16 protein-coding genes are annotated in these 18,272 nt (G+C 41.7%); 6 read left to right on the top strand and 10 right to left on the bottom strand.

Annotated elements, in window-relative coordinates; genetic code table 11:
* Window positions 1–8: 8 nt before the first annotated feature.
* On the bottom strand, window positions 9–326 hold the full coding sequence (gene rbp, locus AC59IL_RS16580) for an RNA-binding regulator (RefSeq protein ID WP_496553283.1): 318 nt from the start codon (window positions 324–326) through the stop codon (window positions 9–11).
* A 363-nt stretch (window positions 327–689) separates the two neighbouring features.
* Between rbp and AC59IL_RS16575 the strand changes: the two genes are divergently transcribed.
* Window positions 690–926 (top strand): RNA recognition motif domain-containing protein, encoded by a 237-nt coding sequence (locus AC59IL_RS16575; RefSeq protein WP_496553282.1) that lies wholly within the window; start codon window positions 690–692, stop codon window positions 924–926.
* 5 nt (window positions 927–931) lie between these two features.
* On the opposite strand, the gene AC59IL_RS16570 is transcribed toward AC59IL_RS16575, so the two are convergent.
* Window positions 932–1,183 carry an RNA recognition motif domain-containing protein gene (locus AC59IL_RS16570; RefSeq protein ID WP_496553281.1) on the bottom strand — a complete coding sequence of 84 codons (252 nt, stop codon included), beginning with the start codon at window positions 1,181–1,183 and terminating at the stop codon, window positions 932–934.
* Between the two features lie 39 nt (window positions 1,184–1,222).
* Window positions 1,223–1,507, bottom strand: a complete 285-nt coding sequence (locus tag AC59IL_RS16565) for a hypothetical protein (RefSeq protein WP_496553280.1) — start codon at window positions 1,505–1,507, stop codon at window positions 1,223–1,225.
* A 385-nt stretch (window positions 1,508–1,892) separates the two neighbouring features.
* On the opposite strand from AC59IL_RS16565, the gene AC59IL_RS16560 reads away from it, so the two are divergent.
* Window positions 1,893–2,612: an acyl-CoA desaturase gene (locus tag AC59IL_RS16560; protein ID WP_496553279.1), complete on the top strand. Its 720-nt coding sequence runs from the start codon at window positions 1,893–1,895 to the stop codon at window positions 2,610–2,612.
* A 432-nt stretch (window positions 2,613–3,044) separates the two neighbouring features.
* On the opposite strand, the gene AC59IL_RS16555 is transcribed toward AC59IL_RS16560, so the two are convergent.
* From AC59IL_RS16555 to AC59IL_RS16540, 4 genes are all read right to left on the bottom strand, one after another.
* On the bottom strand, window positions 3,045–3,659 hold the full coding sequence (locus tag AC59IL_RS16555; RefSeq protein ID WP_496553278.1) for a class I SAM-dependent methyltransferase: 615 nt from the start codon (window positions 3,657–3,659) through the stop codon (window positions 3,045–3,047).
* 84 nt (window positions 3,660–3,743) lie between these two features.
* The gene (locus tag AC59IL_RS16550) at window positions 3,744–4,601 is read right to left on the bottom strand and encodes a helix-turn-helix domain-containing protein (protein ID WP_496553277.1); all 858 of its coding nucleotides are present in this window, start codon (window positions 4,599–4,601) and stop codon (window positions 3,744–3,746) included.
* A gap of 128 nt (window positions 4,602–4,729) precedes the next feature.
* Window positions 4,730–6,172 carry an alpha/beta hydrolase family protein gene (locus AC59IL_RS16545; RefSeq protein ID WP_496553276.1) on the bottom strand — a complete coding sequence of 481 codons (1,443 nt, stop codon included), beginning with the start codon at window positions 6,170–6,172 and terminating at the stop codon, window positions 4,730–4,732.
* Window positions 6,173–6,186: 14 nt separating this feature from the next.
* The gene (locus AC59IL_RS16540) at window positions 6,187–7,221 is read right to left on the bottom strand and encodes an LLM class flavin-dependent oxidoreductase (protein WP_496553275.1); all 1,035 of its coding nucleotides are present in this window, start codon (window positions 7,219–7,221) and stop codon (window positions 6,187–6,189) included.
* Between the two features lie 175 nt (window positions 7,222–7,396).
* On the opposite strand from AC59IL_RS16540, the gene AC59IL_RS16535 reads away from it, so the two are divergent.
* A complete protein-coding gene (locus AC59IL_RS16535; protein WP_496553274.1) occupies window positions 7,397–8,749 on the top strand; it encodes an alpha-L-fucosidase in 1,353 nt (450 codons plus the stop codon).
* Between the two features lie 305 nt (window positions 8,750–9,054).
* Window positions 9,055–9,597 (top strand): hypothetical protein, encoded by a 543-nt coding sequence (locus AC59IL_RS16530; protein WP_496553273.1) that lies wholly within the window; start codon window positions 9,055–9,057, stop codon window positions 9,595–9,597.
* 92 nt (window positions 9,598–9,689) lie between these two features.
* Here the strand turns inward: AC59IL_RS16530 and AC59IL_RS16525 are convergent, their stop codons facing one another.
* From AC59IL_RS16525 to AC59IL_RS16515, 3 genes are all read right to left on the bottom strand, one after another.
* Window positions 9,690–10,577: an aspartyl protease family protein gene (locus AC59IL_RS16525; protein ID WP_496553272.1), complete on the bottom strand. Its 888-nt coding sequence runs from the start codon at window positions 10,575–10,577 to the stop codon at window positions 9,690–9,692.
* A 162-nt stretch (window positions 10,578–10,739) separates the two neighbouring features.
* A complete protein-coding gene (locus AC59IL_RS16520) occupies window positions 10,740–11,204 on the bottom strand; it encodes a GNAT family N-acetyltransferase (RefSeq protein ID WP_496553271.1) in 465 nt (154 codons plus the stop codon).
* 121 nt (window positions 11,205–11,325) lie between these two features.
* Window positions 11,326–12,630 carry an acetyl-CoA hydrolase/transferase family protein gene (locus AC59IL_RS16515; protein WP_496553270.1) on the bottom strand — a complete coding sequence of 435 codons (1,305 nt, stop codon included), beginning with the start codon at window positions 12,628–12,630 and terminating at the stop codon, window positions 11,326–11,328.
* A 409-nt stretch (window positions 12,631–13,039) separates the two neighbouring features.
* Here AC59IL_RS16515 and AC59IL_RS16510 point away from each other — a divergent pair, with 409 nt between their 5' ends.
* A complete protein-coding gene (locus AC59IL_RS16510; protein WP_496553269.1) occupies window positions 13,040–14,539 on the top strand; it encodes a hypothetical protein in 1,500 nt (499 codons plus the stop codon).
* A 5-nt stretch (window positions 14,540–14,544) separates the two neighbouring features.
* Window positions 14,545–18,261 (top strand): RHS repeat domain-containing protein, encoded by a 3,717-nt coding sequence (locus tag AC59IL_RS16505; protein ID WP_496553268.1) that lies wholly within the window; start codon window positions 14,545–14,547, stop codon window positions 18,259–18,261.
* Window positions 18,262–18,272 lie beyond the last annotated feature (11 nt).

Below are 18,272 nucleotides of genomic sequence, written 5' to 3'. Positions count from 1 at the left end.
TAATATGTTTACCATCTGGAGCCACGGTTGCCACCGCCGCGGTTACCGCCGCCGCCGCCGAAAGAACCACCACCACCTCTGTCTGTTTTCGGTCTTGCAACCGATACAGAAATCGTTCTTCCTTCGATTTCTTTTCCTTCCAGTCCTTTCATAGCTTTTTTACCTTCCTCATCCACCGGCATTTCAACAAAGCCAAAACCGCGCGATTTGCCGGTTTCTCTGTCTGTTATTACTTTGGCTGAAGTAACATTACCATAAGCCGTAAATAAATTCATCAGGTCGTCATCACTTACATGAAAACCTAAATTAGAAACGTACAAATTCATTTCTTAAAAATTAAAATGTGATTAATGAACTGAGCACTCACAAAAAGTAGAAAAAGCGAAAGTTTACAGAAGGAAAAGTTAGCAAAAGATCGTTTCTATTACTTTAAGATGTACAACTCAATTGTAATTAAAGATAGGGTTTTAAAAGGATACAGACAATTAAACTATTTTATAGGGGGCTAACTTACTGGTTTAACACTATTTAACATTATAATGCAAAACTTTCTTTTGCAATTCGAAACAAAATTAGATTTACCGGTCTTATTTAGGTATCTTGATAGCCATTTATTAATTCTCCCTGCCGTTTAACCGCTTTTATTCGTATTCTTCACTGAGTCATACCTGTATTATTAAAAATAATTTATGCATATTTTAATTGGTAATTTAAATCTCATGACAACTACTTCTCATTTGTCAAATCTTTTCTTTCAATTTGGATTGGTAAAGTCTGCAAGGATTGTGGCCGACAAGGTAACAGGTCATTCGCTGGGATATGGCTATGTTGAAATGGACATTAATTCAGGTACATCGGCTATTAATGGGTTGAATACTATGAAGTTTATGAACTTTTACATAGAGGTGTCTGAGGCTCTGAGGTAACGCAACTACCATTTTGGAGGTAAATTCAATTCGCTCACTGATATTTTCTTTCCGTCTATCATCATCTGGTCAAGAGAAGCAATGGCTTGCCTGGCTTCGTGTTCAACAGGCATTTCAATAACGCCATTTCCTTTAGACCGTCCGTTTAATTTGTCGCGTGTTACTTCAGCCGAATTAACAACACCATAGGCACCAAACAATTTTCTCAAATCTGTATCACTTATATTTCTACCAAGATTGTAAACCTGTATGTTCATGACATTAGATTTTAATGATTAAAATTTATTTCGAATTATTTAATTCCCGTAGTACAGATATACACCCCGTAGCCAGTTAAAGACCGACAATTCGCTTTTTGTATCCTGCGGCAGTTGGGTAGTGATGAGTTCTTCAATTCTATGTCCATCGCGCAGGGATAATTTTCCCAGCGATTTACCAAAATAATTTATAATGAACAAAACCTGGTTGCCATTGCTACGATCGAAAAAACGGCGGTCGGGGTCACTTGTATACACCGAGTGATTAATTTTAGTTATCCAGTTATAGTGATCGTTTTGAAGATGTTCTTTTAAGAATAACATACAAATATTAATTTAAACAGCAGTTAAAAAAGATAGAAGAAGAGAAGAAATTATTAAGGTGAGCTACGTTGCAGAAACACCTTTCAACTGCTATTTATTTAAAGATAGGCCTTTTTATTCATAAATTACTATCTGTCTGTGGTTTAAACGTTTGCAGTCATTAATTAAGTCTTCTTTTGGTATACCAATCACGCTTTACATTGCTTGTATATTAGTTGTTTGCTTCGCATTGTCGTTTTGTTAACATTATAATTCATATATTGCTCAATAATAGAACGTACCGAAATAGGTTTCTTTCCTTTTCCACTTCATTCCCTCATTTAAAGTGGCTTTGTAAATTTTCAGCTTTCTGCATTTTCTATTCTTTTTCAATCAAAATATTATTATGTTTTTATTGTTTTTCTTCGTAGCCCTATGGTATTCGTCTTTGTTTTTTCAAACATTTTTCCAGCACAGATACGCGGCACATAGCGCTTTTACCATGAACAAATTCTGGGAGCGGGTATTTTACATTTTCACTTACCTCGCTCAGGGTTCGTCTTATATGAGTCCGCGCGCGTATGCCATTATGCATCGTATGCATCATGCATATACAGATACTGAAAAAGATCCTCATTCGCCGAAATACTCCAATAATATATTTAGTATGATGTGGCGCACACGTACCATATACGCTGGAATTTTTAAAGGAACCATTGAGGTAGAAGAGCGTTTTACCAAGAATCTTCCCGATTGGCCGGCATTCGACAAATGGGCACATTCTACCGTATCGAGAACTCTTTGGGCGGTTGGTTATGGTGCTATATTTGTGTATTTTGCTTCAACCTTTTGGTTATTGTTATTGCTGCCCGTAGTATTGGCCATGGGCGCCTTTCATGGTGCAATCATTAACTGGTTTGCACATAAGTATGGATATATCAATTTCAGATTAAGGAATACTTCTCAAAATTTGTTTTATATAGACATTCTGATGTTGGGAGAATCGTATCATAATAACCACCATAAACGTCCTTCTGCAGTAAATTTTGGTAAACGCTGGCATGAAATAGACCCGGTATATCCCATTATCCGTTTATTGGCATGGAGCCGTATCATAAAATATTAGCAACAGAATACCATATGGAGTGGGGGTAGTATACAAAGCTTTGTTGCATGGCTGCAAAGCAGGTTTGTTTAACCCCGGCCGGTGTTAGAATAATGCACCGGAACTTTGTTTGCATACAAAGAAGCTTTGTAGCAATAATTATTATTAAAATAGCTTACATCAGCCTGCCGATAGCTTACATACACGGCAAATAAGTTACAAAGGTTTTCAAAATAGATTACACAGCTCCGCGAATAGCTTACATAGTCCCCCGAAATAGCTTACAATAACGGCAAAACAGCATGCAAAACGGCTATGTTTGTTGCAGCGCATTTTTGCAGCACTGCAAAGATGCTTTGCAGCGTTCAGTAATCACAGAGGTGTCATCAACCTCGTGCATTGCACAGAGTGATAAACTAAAATCCCGTCAAATAAGGCGGGATTTTTTCATTTTCAATGTGGCTTTCTTCCTGCAAACCTGATGACAGCGCCTTTGCCATTATGGTATTTTCCTTCGTGTAACTGAATTTCTTCTTCTTCCAACAGCATTACTTCATAATTTTTAAAATCGGTTGTGATCTCTTCTTTTGAGTATAGCATATCAATTTCTTTAGGGCCGCCGACTTTAGGATTTTGCTTCACCAATGGCAAATGGCTTTTACTAAAGGCTTCCAGTATAATAATGCCGCCGGGTTTGAGGTATTCATGTAACTTTTGGTGAAATTTTGATTTCATGTTTGCCGGAAAATGGGCATATATAAGTCCGATAGCATCGAAACTTTCCTTTTCAAATTGCAGTTGTTCAAAATCGCCGACAATATATTCAAGCGCAATCCCGTTTTCTTTGGCAAGTTGTAATGCTTTCGACTTTCCTTCGGCACTTAAATCAAATGAGGTTACTTTCCACCCACGTAATGCGGCAAATACGCCATTGCGCCCTTCTCCATCGGCCGGCATCAATATTGAGCCGGGTTCAAATTTTGGAAGCCATTCTTTAAAAAACAGATTTGGCTCTTTGCCGTAGGCAAATTCGGTGTCTTTATATCTTTCATCCCAGGCTTGATCCATAGTATTTGATGTATTTTTAATTTACATCAAAGGTAGTTGCTGAAGCAGTGGTTCCGATAGCACAAAAATGTAGTTTAACAGTACTTATCTGAAGTTATTCCTAAACGCTTCGGGCGAATAGCCGGTATGCTTTTTAAAGAACCTGATGAAGTAGGATACATCTTCGTAACCCAGGTGATAAGCTATCAGGGTTATTTGGTTGGATGTTGCAAGGAGATGTCTTTTGGCTTCCAGAATAATATGTTCAATAATTAATGCTGAACAGGTTTTGCCCAGCGTTTCCTTTGTGATGGCATTCAATTGCCAGGGCGAAAGGTTCAGCAGTTGTGCATAATCCGACACCTGTTTATGAGTAGTTATATGCGTTTCCAAAAGCATCAGTAAGGCTGAAAGGCGTTCCTGTGTATACAGGTTAACAGCGCCTACAGCATTTTGTTTGTGCAGCCGCATCAGTTCAATAAATAAAATACTGAGGTTTGCTTTTATCGCCTCCTCATGCATTTCCTGTTTGCCACTATACTCCTGAAAAATATTGGTCAATAAAGCATCTGATTTTTTGAACACCGCCGCATTAGGCTGATAATAGTTCATATTACCTGCTTTGTGTAATAGTTGAGCCGGCACTTTGTCGTGCGGATGATAAAACTCTTTTGTAAACTCAATAAGATATCCCGTGCTTCCGGCTCTCAACGTGAGTTGATGAACCTGCCCGGGCCGCAAAAAGAAAATGGTTTTGTCATCAACTTTGTATGGGGTAAAGTCTATTTCATGATGGCCTTTTGCTTTTTTCAAAGCAAGCATAAAAAAGAAATCATGCCGGTGAAGTGGCTGCACCATATCTTTCCCGGCAAGAAGTTCCCTGATATCACGTATGCTGAAGTTTTTAGAAAAATCAGGCTCCTGGGTAGTTGCCCCGATACGTCTGATAGGAATCGTTTTCATGTTGTGGTCATGTTCCTGTATTATTCGATAAAATCTTGTTCTTTACCTCCGGCATCGCATTCAACACATGTTCTTCGCTTCGGGCGCCTTCGATGGGAAAGATGGATACTTTGTTAATGTCGATAAATTCATTTCATTCCGGCTACAATTTTATTCCAGGCAATCTGGCCCTGCAGGCTTTGAAATTCGGGTTGTTGCTGTAAGCGGCCTTTATCGTTAAAACCGTTTTCAACGGCCTTCATCAAATCTTTTTCTGTGGCTGCTGCATCATTATTACGGGCATTCAGTATGGCAGAAAAATACCAGGCTTCGCTATTGGTTGGGTCGGCCAGTTTGTACAGCTCAACCGTGTACCGGGCATCATTATTTTGATTTGCATTTATAAGCTGATTGCTGAACGAATAAAATGCCAGCGACAACCAGGCCAGCAGTCGCTGGTACATGGCGCCTTCGGCAGTGGCGGGGTTTGCTTTTGCATACAGACCGCCGATGGTTTTCGTCCAGTAATTCATATCGCCCTGCTGAAACTGCTGCATGTACTGCCTCTTGATCTGCTGCTCGGTTGCAAGCAATTGCTGTTGTGCGAGTGATTGCTGCTTATATGCGGCAGTGCCGGTTATTGATGTTAGCTTTTGCTGAAACCAGTTTGTTTCATTGGCTAACCCGTTAAGCAAACTGATGGCTATAGTACACTCCATAGCTGCTTTTGCCGGTTTGTTCGCCTTTTCATAATCAGCAATCGTTTGTTTGCTTTTGGAAATGAATTGACTGATAAAAGCATCGTCTTTGGAAATGAGGTGTTGCGCCATGGCATCCAGTTGCAGTGCAGCAAACGCTGTGCTCATCGTTTTTTCAGGCGCCCATTCGTGTTTGCCATTGAAAAAAAGTATGCGGTGCCTTGTTTGCGTTTTATCAAAATCGTTTGTTATAGCAACCAGGTCGGTCATATTCATATCACCTTCACCGGTGATGGCGGTAAAAGTGAAACTAAAATTGCCTGCAGGTGTTTGGTCGGGCAATCCTGCCCCGTTGGCAATAACACCTTTTATTTCTGAATGATGCAATGCCACATAACCGGCTACTTTGGCGCCGCCCGAAAAACCACCTGTATATACACGGCTGTCACTGATGGGCAAACGCTTTTTGGTATCATCATATAATGTTTGCCAAATGGTTTCGGCCTGTTGCCAGTTGTTGCCGTTCTTCGAATTATTGCTGCCGATCAAAATAAAACCAAAGGCGTCTGCCAGTGCTTTATATTTTCGTACAGGTAGTGACCCGCTGGCATGCGGATCAAAAAAATATACAACAGCCAGCGGTTGTTTATTACTCTTTGCCGGAATATAATGTGAAGGAATATATAGCGCATAGGATTGCGAAGGATCGCCTGTACAAACTACGGTATCGATAATTTTCCCCGTTGGGAATGAATCCCGCACAACGGCGCGGGATTCCTGTATGGTATCTTTATTGTTGTTATTGGCAACAGGTACCTGCTGATTATTATTGGCGCAGGCATGCGTGTATAGGGCTGCTGTAACCAGACCAATAATTTGTACGGTTTTTATCATACTCCAACTGATGATTATTTGGCAAGATGTTTTCTTACTTCGGGTGCAACTTTGGTTCCAAGCAATTCAATCGATCGCATTACCTGCTTATGCGGCATAGTACCTACACTGATGTGTAATAAAAAACGGGTGAGGCCGAATAGCTCCTGTTCATACAATATTTTTTCAGTTACTTCCTGCACACTGCCCACCAGCAAAGCGCCTTTCTTTGAACGCAATCCTTCATACTGCTCACGTGTTAATGGCTGCCATCCGCGTTCTTTGCCCAGCTGTGTCATTACATATTGGTAAGATGGATAAAACTCATCGGCCGCCTGTTGCGATGCGTCGGCAATATAACCATGTGAATGAACGCTCAATTGTATTTTGCTTTCATCGTGCCCTGCTTTTATCCAGGTGCTTTTATACAACTGCGCCAGCGGTTTAAAGTGTTCAGGACTTCCACCAATAATAGCCATGGCCAGCGGCAAACCATAGGTGGCGGCGCGTATAACCGATTGCGGTGTTCCGCCCACTGCTACCCAAATAGGTAATTCAGATTGATAAGGCCTTGGGTATACACCCCGGTTGTCGATCGCCGGGCGGTGTTTGCCTTTCCAGGTAATCTTTTCACTTTTATTTAATTTGATAAGCAGGTCGAGCTTTTCGGCAAACAAGTCATCATAATCATCGAGGTCATAGCCGAATAATGGGAATGATTCAATAAAAGATCCGCGTCCGGCCATGATCTCGGCGCGGCCATCCGATAACAGATCAACCGTGGCAAAATCCTGGAACACGCGTACCGGATCATCGGAACTTAATACGGTTACGGCGCTGGATAGTTTTATGTTTTTGGTTTTTACAGCTGCAGCGGCCAATATCACGGCAGGGGATGAGGCCACAAAATCAGGACGATGGTGTTCGCCCACTGCAAAAACATCCAGTCCAACCTGGTCCATCAGTTCCACTTCTTCCATCAGATCGCGCATGCGCTGGTGCGGCGAAACCGTTTGCCCTGTTGCCGTATCGGGTGTGCGTTCTACAAAAGTGCTAATGCCGATTTCCATATATTTATTATTCTCCTTTCTTTACAAAATGGTACACTACATAACCAAATGTAGGGCAAAATTGTTCATACCGGCCATGATGGGCTGGCGGATGGCCCCCCATATTGTTCCGGATTTTACAAACATAACATGTTTTGTTTTTATGATTTGTATGCTAAACGCTTATATTCATACCATGAAACAAACCATCATTATAATTGCCTGCTTTATCGCCGGTATTAATTGTTTGAATGCTCAGGGCGTTTCACACGATACCGCCGGCTACACGCCTGCCGCAGAAAATGTACAGGCCCGTCATCAGTTTCAGGACGATAAATTCGGAATGTTCATACACTGGGGATTATCGAGCGTGCTGGCCGATGGCGAATGGGTGATGAACAACCGGAATATTAAAGTGCTAGATTATACCCGCCTGCTTCGCGCTTTTAATCCGGTTGATTTTGATGCTGCCAAATGGGTGGCTACCGCAAAAAATGCGGGCATGAAATACATTGTTTTCATTACGCGCCACCACGATGGCTTTTCGAACTGGGATACCAAACAATCTGACTGGAAAATCACCAATACACCTTATGGAAAAGACGTATTGAAAATGTTGTCGGAAGAATGCCGTAAACAGGGCATTAAATTAGGGTTATATTATTCATTGCTCGACTGGTACCGGAACGATTATCCCTGGGAAACGGGTCGAACCGGCAAAGGCACCGGCCGAACAGCCAAAAGCAATTATGCTTCGTACCTGCAGTTCATGAAAAATCAATTGACCGAACTGCTTACGAATTACGGCGATATCATGTGCATTTGGTTCGATGGTCATTGGGACCAAACCAATCCTGAAGGCGATGCCGACCGCAGTTCGCGAATTGACTGGAAGTATAACGAGATCTATCAACTGATTCATAAACTGCAACCGAAATGTATGATCGGCAATAATCATCATTTGTCGCCTATACCCGGCGAAGACTTTCAGATGTTTGAACGAGACCTGCCCGGTGAAAATAAGTCGGGTTTAAGTTTTCAAAAACCATCCGAAGCGGAGCCGCTCGAAACCTGCGAAACCACCAATGGTGCATGGGGATACAATATTACCGACCGCAATTATAAATCGCCCAGGCAGGTTATACAATTGCTGGTGGGCGCTGCAGGCCGCAATGCTAATTTGTTATTGAATGTAGGGCCTATGCCCAATGGCGTTATTCAACCCGAATTTACCGATACACTGGCCGAAGCGGGTAAATGGCTGCAGCAATATGGGGAGAGTATTTATGGCACAAGAGGCGGACCGCTTACTCCGCAACCCTGGGGTGTAACTACTCAAAAGGGAAAGTTCATTTATATACACCTGTTCAAAGCGCCTGATGGCAATACCATTTTATTGCCCGATGCAAAAATGAAGATCAAACAGATGAAAGTGCTGGGAACAAACACTGCAGTTAAATATACAAAGCAAAAAACTGGAATCAGTATTTCAACTGAAGGTATAATGGTTGATGGTGCGGATACAGTAATATTAGTTGAATCTGTATAAATATACAAGGCACGGGAAATAAGGGATAAAATGTAATATTATCGATAAACCTGCGACTAAAAGTACAGTCTGATGGGCGGCTTGTTAACTAACAACCAAGGTGAGTAGGTATTTTTCACAGGCTAACATTCAGATATATTAAAAGCAGTTTATTTGCACAAAATGCGAAATGCTTAGCGCAAAACGCGAAACGCTTAACGCTTAACGCAAAACGCGTAAAGCTAAACTGGATTTGCGTTCGGCGTTAAGCGTTCGGCATTAAGCGTTTCGCGTTCAGCATTATTCATAAACCTTCAAATTTAATTATGAGAAAGATTCCCCTGTTATTAATGGCTTCGTTACTGGCATTTGCAGCCTGTAAAGACAAGAAAAAAGCCGAAGGAGAAACTGAAACTTCAACACAACAAACATCTGCTTCCGGTGAAGAAAAGAAATCAGCACCTGCCAATCAGCCCAAAGAGTATAAGGTAATAGTAACACCCGATTCAGCTATATTGGGTAAAACCAAGGAAGCTCTGGTGAAAGTAACCGGCGCCACTGCCATTGCATTAAGTGACCCCGATGGAAAAGACAATGGCATTGAGCTTACATTTAAACTCACTGTTACCAACAAATCTACAATAGGCAATAGCAAATCAGTATCGGTTTCTTATTCCGATTCGCGCCTGGAATTAGATAATGGAACAAAGATTACACATGATTCGGGAACTGATTTTCTGAGGGCACAACCCGAAGCTACTTCAAAAGAAGAAAGCTGGACATACAAAATACCCGCTGGTGCAAAACCAAAAGCGCTTAATCTTTTTATGGATGATACAAGAGTATCGGTGAATGTGACGCTGGAATAAATACGTCAATGGTCAATGGTGAATGGTCAATACATCCCCCATGTATTCATTCACCATTGACTATTCACCATTCACCATTGACCTCGGTTAAATCATTTTTGAACAACCAGTTGTTTGCCGGGCAGATCGATCGTTATTTGCGATCCAAGCCAGTTGAGGTACATTATTCCGTCGTAAATTAACCCGTCTACAAACTGCGCTTTAATATTGCTGATATTGATGGCGGGGCTGGCAGCAGCGGCCAGTTTCTTCAGGGTAGCGCTGTAGGTGGTTGAAACAAATGCAGTATCCATCTCACTTTTTCTTCCATATTTTTTCACAGTATTCGAATCATTAATATTTATACCCAAACGCTTGCAATATTTTGAATTGAATTTAAACACATCATTCCCGGCGCCGCTGTCTAATGACATTTGCAAAGTGAGTGTATCATTTAATTTGAAATAGGCGAAAATATCCAATGATATTCCACGCGATTGTTCAGGTTGAACCGGAATTACATAACCGCTTTTTTTGAGCGCAGCAACCGTTTTGGGAGATTCAAACCGAAGCTCTTTTTTTGTAAAATCAAAGGTAAAGGGTTGTTGTTCCAGTAGTTTCAGGGATATAATACCATCTAATGTGCCGAGGTCTAAATCAAAATAGCTTACTTCCTGCAAGGGTTGCTTATAGTTGCCCAGCTCAAAATTTTTTACCTCGAACAGGTCGATGTCCAACCGCTCTCCGGTAGCCCTGAATGCGGTATAACCGCCGTCTTTTTGTACTTTATATTTGAGTTTATTAAAAAAGGTTTTGGTGAATACAGTCATGCCGGCGCCGGTATCGAATATAAAGTTTCCTTCAATACCTTCAACTTTTGCCTTTACCACAATATAGCCGTCTGGCAGCAATTGAAAAGGTATCGAAGCGGTTGTGCTTTGTGAAAATGAATTAGTACATATAACTAAAAGAAAGAATGCAAAACAGGTAGCTATTTTCATTAGGTTGAGTTTAGCCCGCGAAAATAGCAAATCGCTCTTACGAAACCGCTTTAAGTAGCGACCGTTCATAAAATGCCTGATCGGGATTTAACGGTGATTTGTATGCGCCAGTTAGATCAGCGCTTTAACGAGTTGCTTTAGATTTTTTCCGAATAAATTTTTTTACAAAAATTTCAATTTCATGCCTTCATGTGATGCGATAAAGCCCAGTGATTCGTAAAACCGAATGGCATCGGGTCGTTTTTTATCGGAAGTAAGTTGTATTAAATGACATCCTTTTTCCTTAGCCCTGTTAATGGCATAATCAAACACTTTTGTGCCAATTCCCTTGCCGCGATGTTTTGAGCCTGTTCTTACAGCCTCAATTTGTGCTCTCAATCCCCCTTCGTATGTGAGGTATTGAATAAAAGTTAAATGAAACGTTGCTACTTTTTCGCCGTTCATTTCAGCAATGGTTAATTCCTGGTTGGGATCACTTTCGATTTTCCCGAATGCTTTTAAATATTTGTCAGAAAGTGTGTTTGTTGAATTTTCTCTGCCGGCGCCCAGCACATCGTCTGCAAGCATCTGAACAATATCGGCCAGATCATCTATTGTTGCCAATCTGAACGTAAGATTAGTATTCATAATATAAGGTTTTGTTTACGCAAGTATAATTATAAAATAAAACACCCGTTCCAGCAAGCGGGTGTTTTGTTCGAATTCAGCCTTTCGAACCCTTTATTATGAAAAAAGCATAATTGTTTTATTAAATGGCCGCTTTACGAAGCGAGCACCCGTAAAACCTTTCATAAAATGCCTGATCAAGCATTTCGCGGTGATCGGGATGCGCCAGTTCGATCAGCGCTTTGGCGCGTTGCTTTAAATTTTTTCCAAACAAATTGGTAATGCCAAATTCAGTTACCACCCAATGCACATGTCCGCGGGTTGTAACAACACCGGCTCCTTCTTTTAAGAATGGTACAATGCGCGACAATCCTTTCGATGTGGTAGAAGGCATGGCAATGATCGGCTTACCATCTTCCGATAATGAAGCGCCGCGCATAAAGTCCATTTGTCCGCCAATGCCCGAATACTGGTAAGTGCCCATGGAGTCAGCACAGATCTGACCTGTTAAATCAATTTCAATAGCGCTGTTTATAGCAGTTGCTTTGGGGTTCTTACGAATAACACTGGTATCATTGGTATATTCAATATCCATTACGCGAATGGCCTGGTTGTCGTTCACAAAATCGTACAGTTTTCGTGTACCTGCCATAAAACCTGTTACAGAACGGCCAACATTTAATTTTTTGCAACTGTTGTTGATCACACCGCTGTATATTAAAGGGATCACTCCGTCGGACAGCATTTCGGTATGAATACCCAGGTTTTTATGACCCGTTAAATTTTTAAGTACCTGGTCGGGAATATTGCCTATGCCCAGTTGCAGGGTGGCGCCGTCTTCAATTAACGAAGCCACATTTTTACCAATCTGTTCCATGGCCTTACTTACTTTCGATGAATAGTCAACTTCAGGTAAGGGGCTTTCATGTTCAACCAGAACATCTATCTGATCAATATGTATAAAACCATCGCCATGTGTGCGGGGCATCAGCGGGTTTACCTGCGCAATAATAACTTTGGCTGTGTCAACTGCCGACCGGGCAATGTCTACAGATGTGCCCAGCGTCACAAATCCATGCCGGTCGGGTGGCGAAACCTGAATGACAGCCACATCTATCGGTAAAATATTTCTTTTAAACAGTTGCGGTATCTGGCTAAGAAAGATGGGAACATAATCGCCCTGATCGCTGTTGGCCACGGCACGCACACTGGCAGAAACAAATAAAGAGTTCACAAAAAAGCTGTTTTTGAATTCGGGTTTGCCAAAATCAAAGTCTCCCAGCATGGTAATGCTAACCAGTTCAACATTTCGTAATTCAGGAGCGCGTTTTTGCAAAGCGGTAATCAGATGCAAGGGCGTAGCGGCGCTGCCATGCAAAAACACTCTTTGGTTCGATTGAATTAATTTAACAGCCTCATCAGCCGTACGGTATTTACCTGCATTCATAAATCAATATAGTTGAGGATACAAGATTACAACACAGGGGGGCGTTTTTACCTGATGGCCGTCATCCTTCTGCGTGAAAAAAATCAGTTCTGCCGGCTTTTGCTACCCCTGTAAATCATAAAACTACGATGAGTGCAAGGCCTGTTTTGCCAGCATTGAATGGGTCAAAATAATAAAGCGCGCTGCACAACAAGCACGGCGATAGTAAGTGTTTGTGTTACACTTTAATAAAACAAATGCAGCTTTACGGTCATCCTATATGGTGAATGTTACGTTACGGTTTACTAACATGAAATCAATTTTACCCAATAACAATGAAATTTAGAGTATTGCTAAAATAACTTCAGCAGTTATTGATTTACTTAATTAACTTAGTTCTGCAACACTTATCACATACCAAAACCAGCACATGAGAAAGGCTCTGCTTTTAATAAAAGCAGCAATGGGCCTGTGTTTGATTATAAGTCAAACCGCCCGTTCGCAAATCACCCCCACAACCTTTGATAAGGTCATTTCATTTCCTTCGCGGTATGTAAATAAAATTCAGCAAAAGTATTCTCACGTTGATGAAGCGTTAACCAAACAAACAGAGAAGTATCTTCAACGGTTGGTCAAACGCGAAAAAAAATTACAACGGAAATTATCTAAAATAGATTCAACTGCTGCGCAGCAGTTATTTGCCAATAGTGAGCAACAGTATGCGCAACTGATCAGCAGGTTCAATGACAGTACCCGGCAGCTATCAAATTCAGCAGGAGAGTACCTTCCCTATGTAGATTCTGTTAAATCTTCATTATCATTTCTTGATCAAAACAAAATAACATTGCCCGGTGCAAAAGACATGCAGGGCAACATTCAATCTTCACTGAGCGAAGTAAATGCATTACAAAACAAACTACAGCAAACCGACGAGGTGAAAGCATTTATTCAGCAACGTAAACAACAAATTAAGCAGGCACTAAGTAAGTATACCACCTTACCAAAAAGTATAACCGGCACTGTGGATGATTATAATAAAGACGCTTATTATTATAATCAGCAGGTACAGGAGTATAAAGAATCTCTGAAAGACCCAGGCAGGTTAGTGCAAAAAGGATTGACGCTGTTGAATAAACTGCCTGCTTTTAGCCAATTCATGCAACAACATAGCGAGCTGTCAGGCTTATTCAGGTTGCCTGATAATTACGGTGCGTCGCAAAGCCTGGCCGGTTTACAAACAAGAGACCAGGTGCAGCAGCAATTGATGGATCGTTTTGGGGCGGCGGCTTTTTCTTCTGCCGGTGGTGGCGCAGGTGCAGGTTATCTGCAACAAAATGTACAGAATGCACAGGCACAACTGAGCCAGTTGAAGGATAAACTGATTAACTCCACCGGAGCGGGGAAAGGAGATGCCGACATAGCCGGTTTCAAACCCAATAATCAACGAACAAAAACTTTGTGGCAGCGCCTCGAATACGGCACCAATTTACAAACAACAAAATCAAATTTCTTTCCCACTACTACCGACTTCGGTTTATCTGTTGGTTATAAGCTGAGCGATAAAGGAACCATTGGCATTGGTGCCAGTTACAAAATGGGGTGGGGTAGCGATGTCAGGCATATTTCGATTACCCATGAAGGTATGGGGTTAAGATCTTATTTGGATATGAAGCTCAAAGGAAGTTTTTATGCAAGCGGGGGATTTGAATATAATTATCAACCCGGCCTCCCCCCAGCCCCCTCCGGTGGAGGGGGAGTAGAGACTGCTAATGCGTGGAGCCAAAGCGGCCTCGTTGGCCTGAGCAAAATCATCTCTGTAAAAAGCAAATTCTTTAAGAAAACGAAGCTGCAGTTGTTGTGGGATTTTTTGAGCTATCAGCAGGTGCCGCAAACACAACCCGTAAAATTCAGAATCGGATATACATTATAACATTTATGAAAAAACATGTATTGCTCTGGCTGCTACTATTGCCCGAAATGATCGCTGTTGCACAGCAGGGAATAAAATTACAGGTGCTCACTCCACCACCGCCCGATGTAAGTGCATTAGGGAAATTCGGACTGGTACCTGTTGATAATTTCACAGGCGTGCCTGCTATTTCCATTCCCGTTTACACGATTAAGGAGGGAACACTGGAGTTTCCGGTGTCGCTGCAATATCACGCCGGAGGTCTTAAGGTAAAAGAAGATGCCAGTGAAGTAGGTCTTGGGTGGGCGCTCAGCGCTGGCGGATCTATTGTGAGCATTACACGCGGCCGCCCGGACTTTATAGGAGGGTTTGCGGCTTCCTATATCTCAATGCCCGATCCTCCGGAAATACAACTGAAAACAAAATCACCTATCTATAGCCAGGAACAGTGGTTTTACACATGGAAGAATGATATCAGGCTTATGGCGACCGGGTCGGGGGGTGACGGATTAATCTATAGTGGTCTTAATTTAACCAAAAACGGCACACCAAAGGAGTACTACAATTATTTTACGGTGGATTATAATGGCGAGGCGCCCGATTTTGCATCGGATCTGTATATGCTAACATTAGGTGACAAATCATACAAATTAATTTTTGATAATAACTTTAAACCGGTAGTGTTAGGAGATGGATCACTGAAGGTAGAGTTGACTTATAACGCATCCTACCCCGACTGGAAGGTTACAGATGAAAGCGGTACTGCATATTATTTTACACCATTGCAGTATTACTATACCGGCCCGGTGTGGCCACCTAATAATGGGCGTGCTCTTGAATTGAATACATGGCACCTGACCAGAATTGTTTCACCTACCTACGGAGAGATAAACTTTAAATACCTGCGTTCTGCCCGGGATTTTACCTCGCCTTTGCCCAATGTTTCACAAACCTACCTGTTTGGGAATGTTTCAGTGCATACGCAGGATCAAACGAATAAAATAGATGCATATTATACCCAGTATCAGCAGCTGAATATCGATTCTATTCAGTTTAGCCTGGGGTATATGAAGTTTTTATACGATTCGGTGCGACTCGATTTAATGGGCGGAAGGCGTTTGAAGGCCATTGAAGTGCGGGATAAAACCAACCGTCTTGTGAAAAAGACAGTCCTTGATAATAATTATTATTTTAATGCTTCTTCGATTGGCGGCTCTGGTTTTTCATTACCTGATTTAAACGTGTTTACTGATGATAACAAAATGAAGCGGTTGAAGCTGAATGCTGTGCTGGAAACAGATGTAACGGATACGAATAATTATAAAAAATATGCCTTTACCTATAACGAAAAGCTAAATCTCCCTCCAAAGCTGTCTCTGTCAATCGATCACTGGGGCTATTATAATGGCGCCACAAACAGTGACCTGGTTCCACCTGTTACTTTAAACCTCGCTACAAGCCCCCCTGTGTTTTTTACCGGCGCTAACAGAGATGCCAATCCTGCATACATGCAGGCAAATACACTTACTACCATTCAATACCCCACGGGAGGAACTTCTACTTTCACCTATGAAACAAACCAGTTCCTGCGAAACGAAACTGAAGTCACTTATCAAAATGAAAGCAGCGAGTTGTATAAAGCAAAGGGATCCGCTACTGTGAATAATGGAGGCTTCGTGGATGCAAACGGCAATTTTACGGTTGCTTCGGGCTGGGCAGGGAAAAAACTTGAAATAGCATCGATCGTATCAAGGGATCCCGCTTATCCTTTAGATCCCTATTTTCTGGATATCGTTGTAAAGAAAAACGGTAGTTTTCTAAAAAGGATATCTACCATTCCTCCCGCCGGCTCAAGCATGGTTATTGATTCCTCTATCATTTTGGAAGCAGGGAATTATAATATTTCCTTTGATGCAGCCACCACCGATTTTTTTAATAGTTGCGAGATCAGGAGGATTGTTTATGTGCTCAGGGCAGATACAATTTTAAACCAGGTGCTTAAAACCCATTATGCAGGAGGTCTTAGAACGACTAAAATCAGGACTGTAGACTCGTTGAGCGGCAATGTAAATACCAAAACGTATACTTATTCAAATGGCACCGCAGATGATTTGCCCATTTATGAATCAGCCGAAGGCTATGATCCGATGGGAGAAGGAACAGGGAATTATTTTCGTTACCGCTATGGACAATCTGTTTATCCTTTTTCAGATGGGAGAAACGCACCTTTTTTCGGTTATGAGAAAGTTGAGGTAAAAGAGGTTGATTATAACAACAACGCCAATGGAGTAAGTGAATATAATTACGGCACTTCGGGCAGTATTAACATCAATACAATGGCAAAGTATGGTGGCGGTTTTGATGAACCTGGCATTATAAACCCCATTATGGCGCCCATCCCTGATATACCCGGAGGATCGAGGGGTAAATTACTGTCAGAGTTGCATTATAAACTGGTAAATGGAACAAAGGTACCGGTATCATCAACCCGCTATTATTATACCAGAATCAATTCAGACACGGTGTGGCAAATGGTGTTTAATCAGGGATTAAGCTATTACTTATTTGATGGTTATAATCACGAGCAGGAGTTCAGGATCTATGCACATCATTTTTCAATTCCTGTGCTACGCAATATGCTCGACCGGAAAGAAGATAGCGCCTATGATGCATTGGGAAAAGCTATACTGAGCAAAACTGAAAGCTATACATACGACAAAACGAATGGCCACTATCAGCTTATTAAAAAAAGTACCCGAAACTCAAAAGGCGATACGCTGAATACCTGGTACAAATTTCCGCAGGACTATGGCGATCTCTCCACCGTGTCAAACCTCGACACGGTATCGCAGGGCCTTCGTCTTTTACAACAATCACATATTGTTATACCCGTTGAAACCTGGAATGAACAGCTAAAAGCAGCATCAACTGTTAAAAAGTATGGGGCAGCACAAATAAATGTGTTTAATAATAATTTGCCTACAGTAAAACAGGTGCTTGCTTTGGAAACACCAACACCGCTAACCACGTTTACACCTTCATCGGTCAATAATGGTGTTTTTAATAAGAACAATTTGTATACAAGCCGCATCAGGTTCACTAAATATGATGCCAGGGGCAGATTACTGGAACAAAGTAAGGAAAACGATATGCCCAATAGCTATATCTGGGATTATAGCTATATGCGCCCTGTTGCAGAAGTGGCGAATGGCACGCAAACTGATATTGCCTACACTTCCTTTGAAGCCGATGGCGCGGGCAACTGGTCGGGCATCAACGCTGCTTATGTTCAAAATATCGCCGGTATTACAGGAAGTAAGTATTATAGTCAAAGCGGATTTTCAATTTCGAAACCGTCGCTAAACGCTTCAACTACCTATACAGTATCGTACTGGACGTTAAACAGTAGCGCCTATCCCATAACCGGCACGCAAACAAACTGGCCGCAAAAATTAGCAACCGTAGTGATAAATGGAAAAACATGGAACTATTTTGAGCACCTCGTTACCGGGCAATCGACCATAACTGTTAGTGGTTCAGGTTCTATTGACGAATTGCGTCTTTATCCCAAAGGCGCCATGATGGTAACCTTTACGTACGATCCGCTGGTGGGTCTTACTACCCAATGCGACCAGAACAACCGTATTACGTATTACGAATATGACGGGCTTACGCGGTTGAAGCTGATCAAAGACCAGGACGGTAATATCATTAAGACATTCGATTATCACTACAAAAAATAACATCTTTTTAT

It is taken from the genome of Niastella sp. sgz303648 (assembly GCF_059587045.1).
Note: the sequence above shows the minus strand (reverse complement) of the source record. Positions and strands in the feature narration are given on the sequence as shown.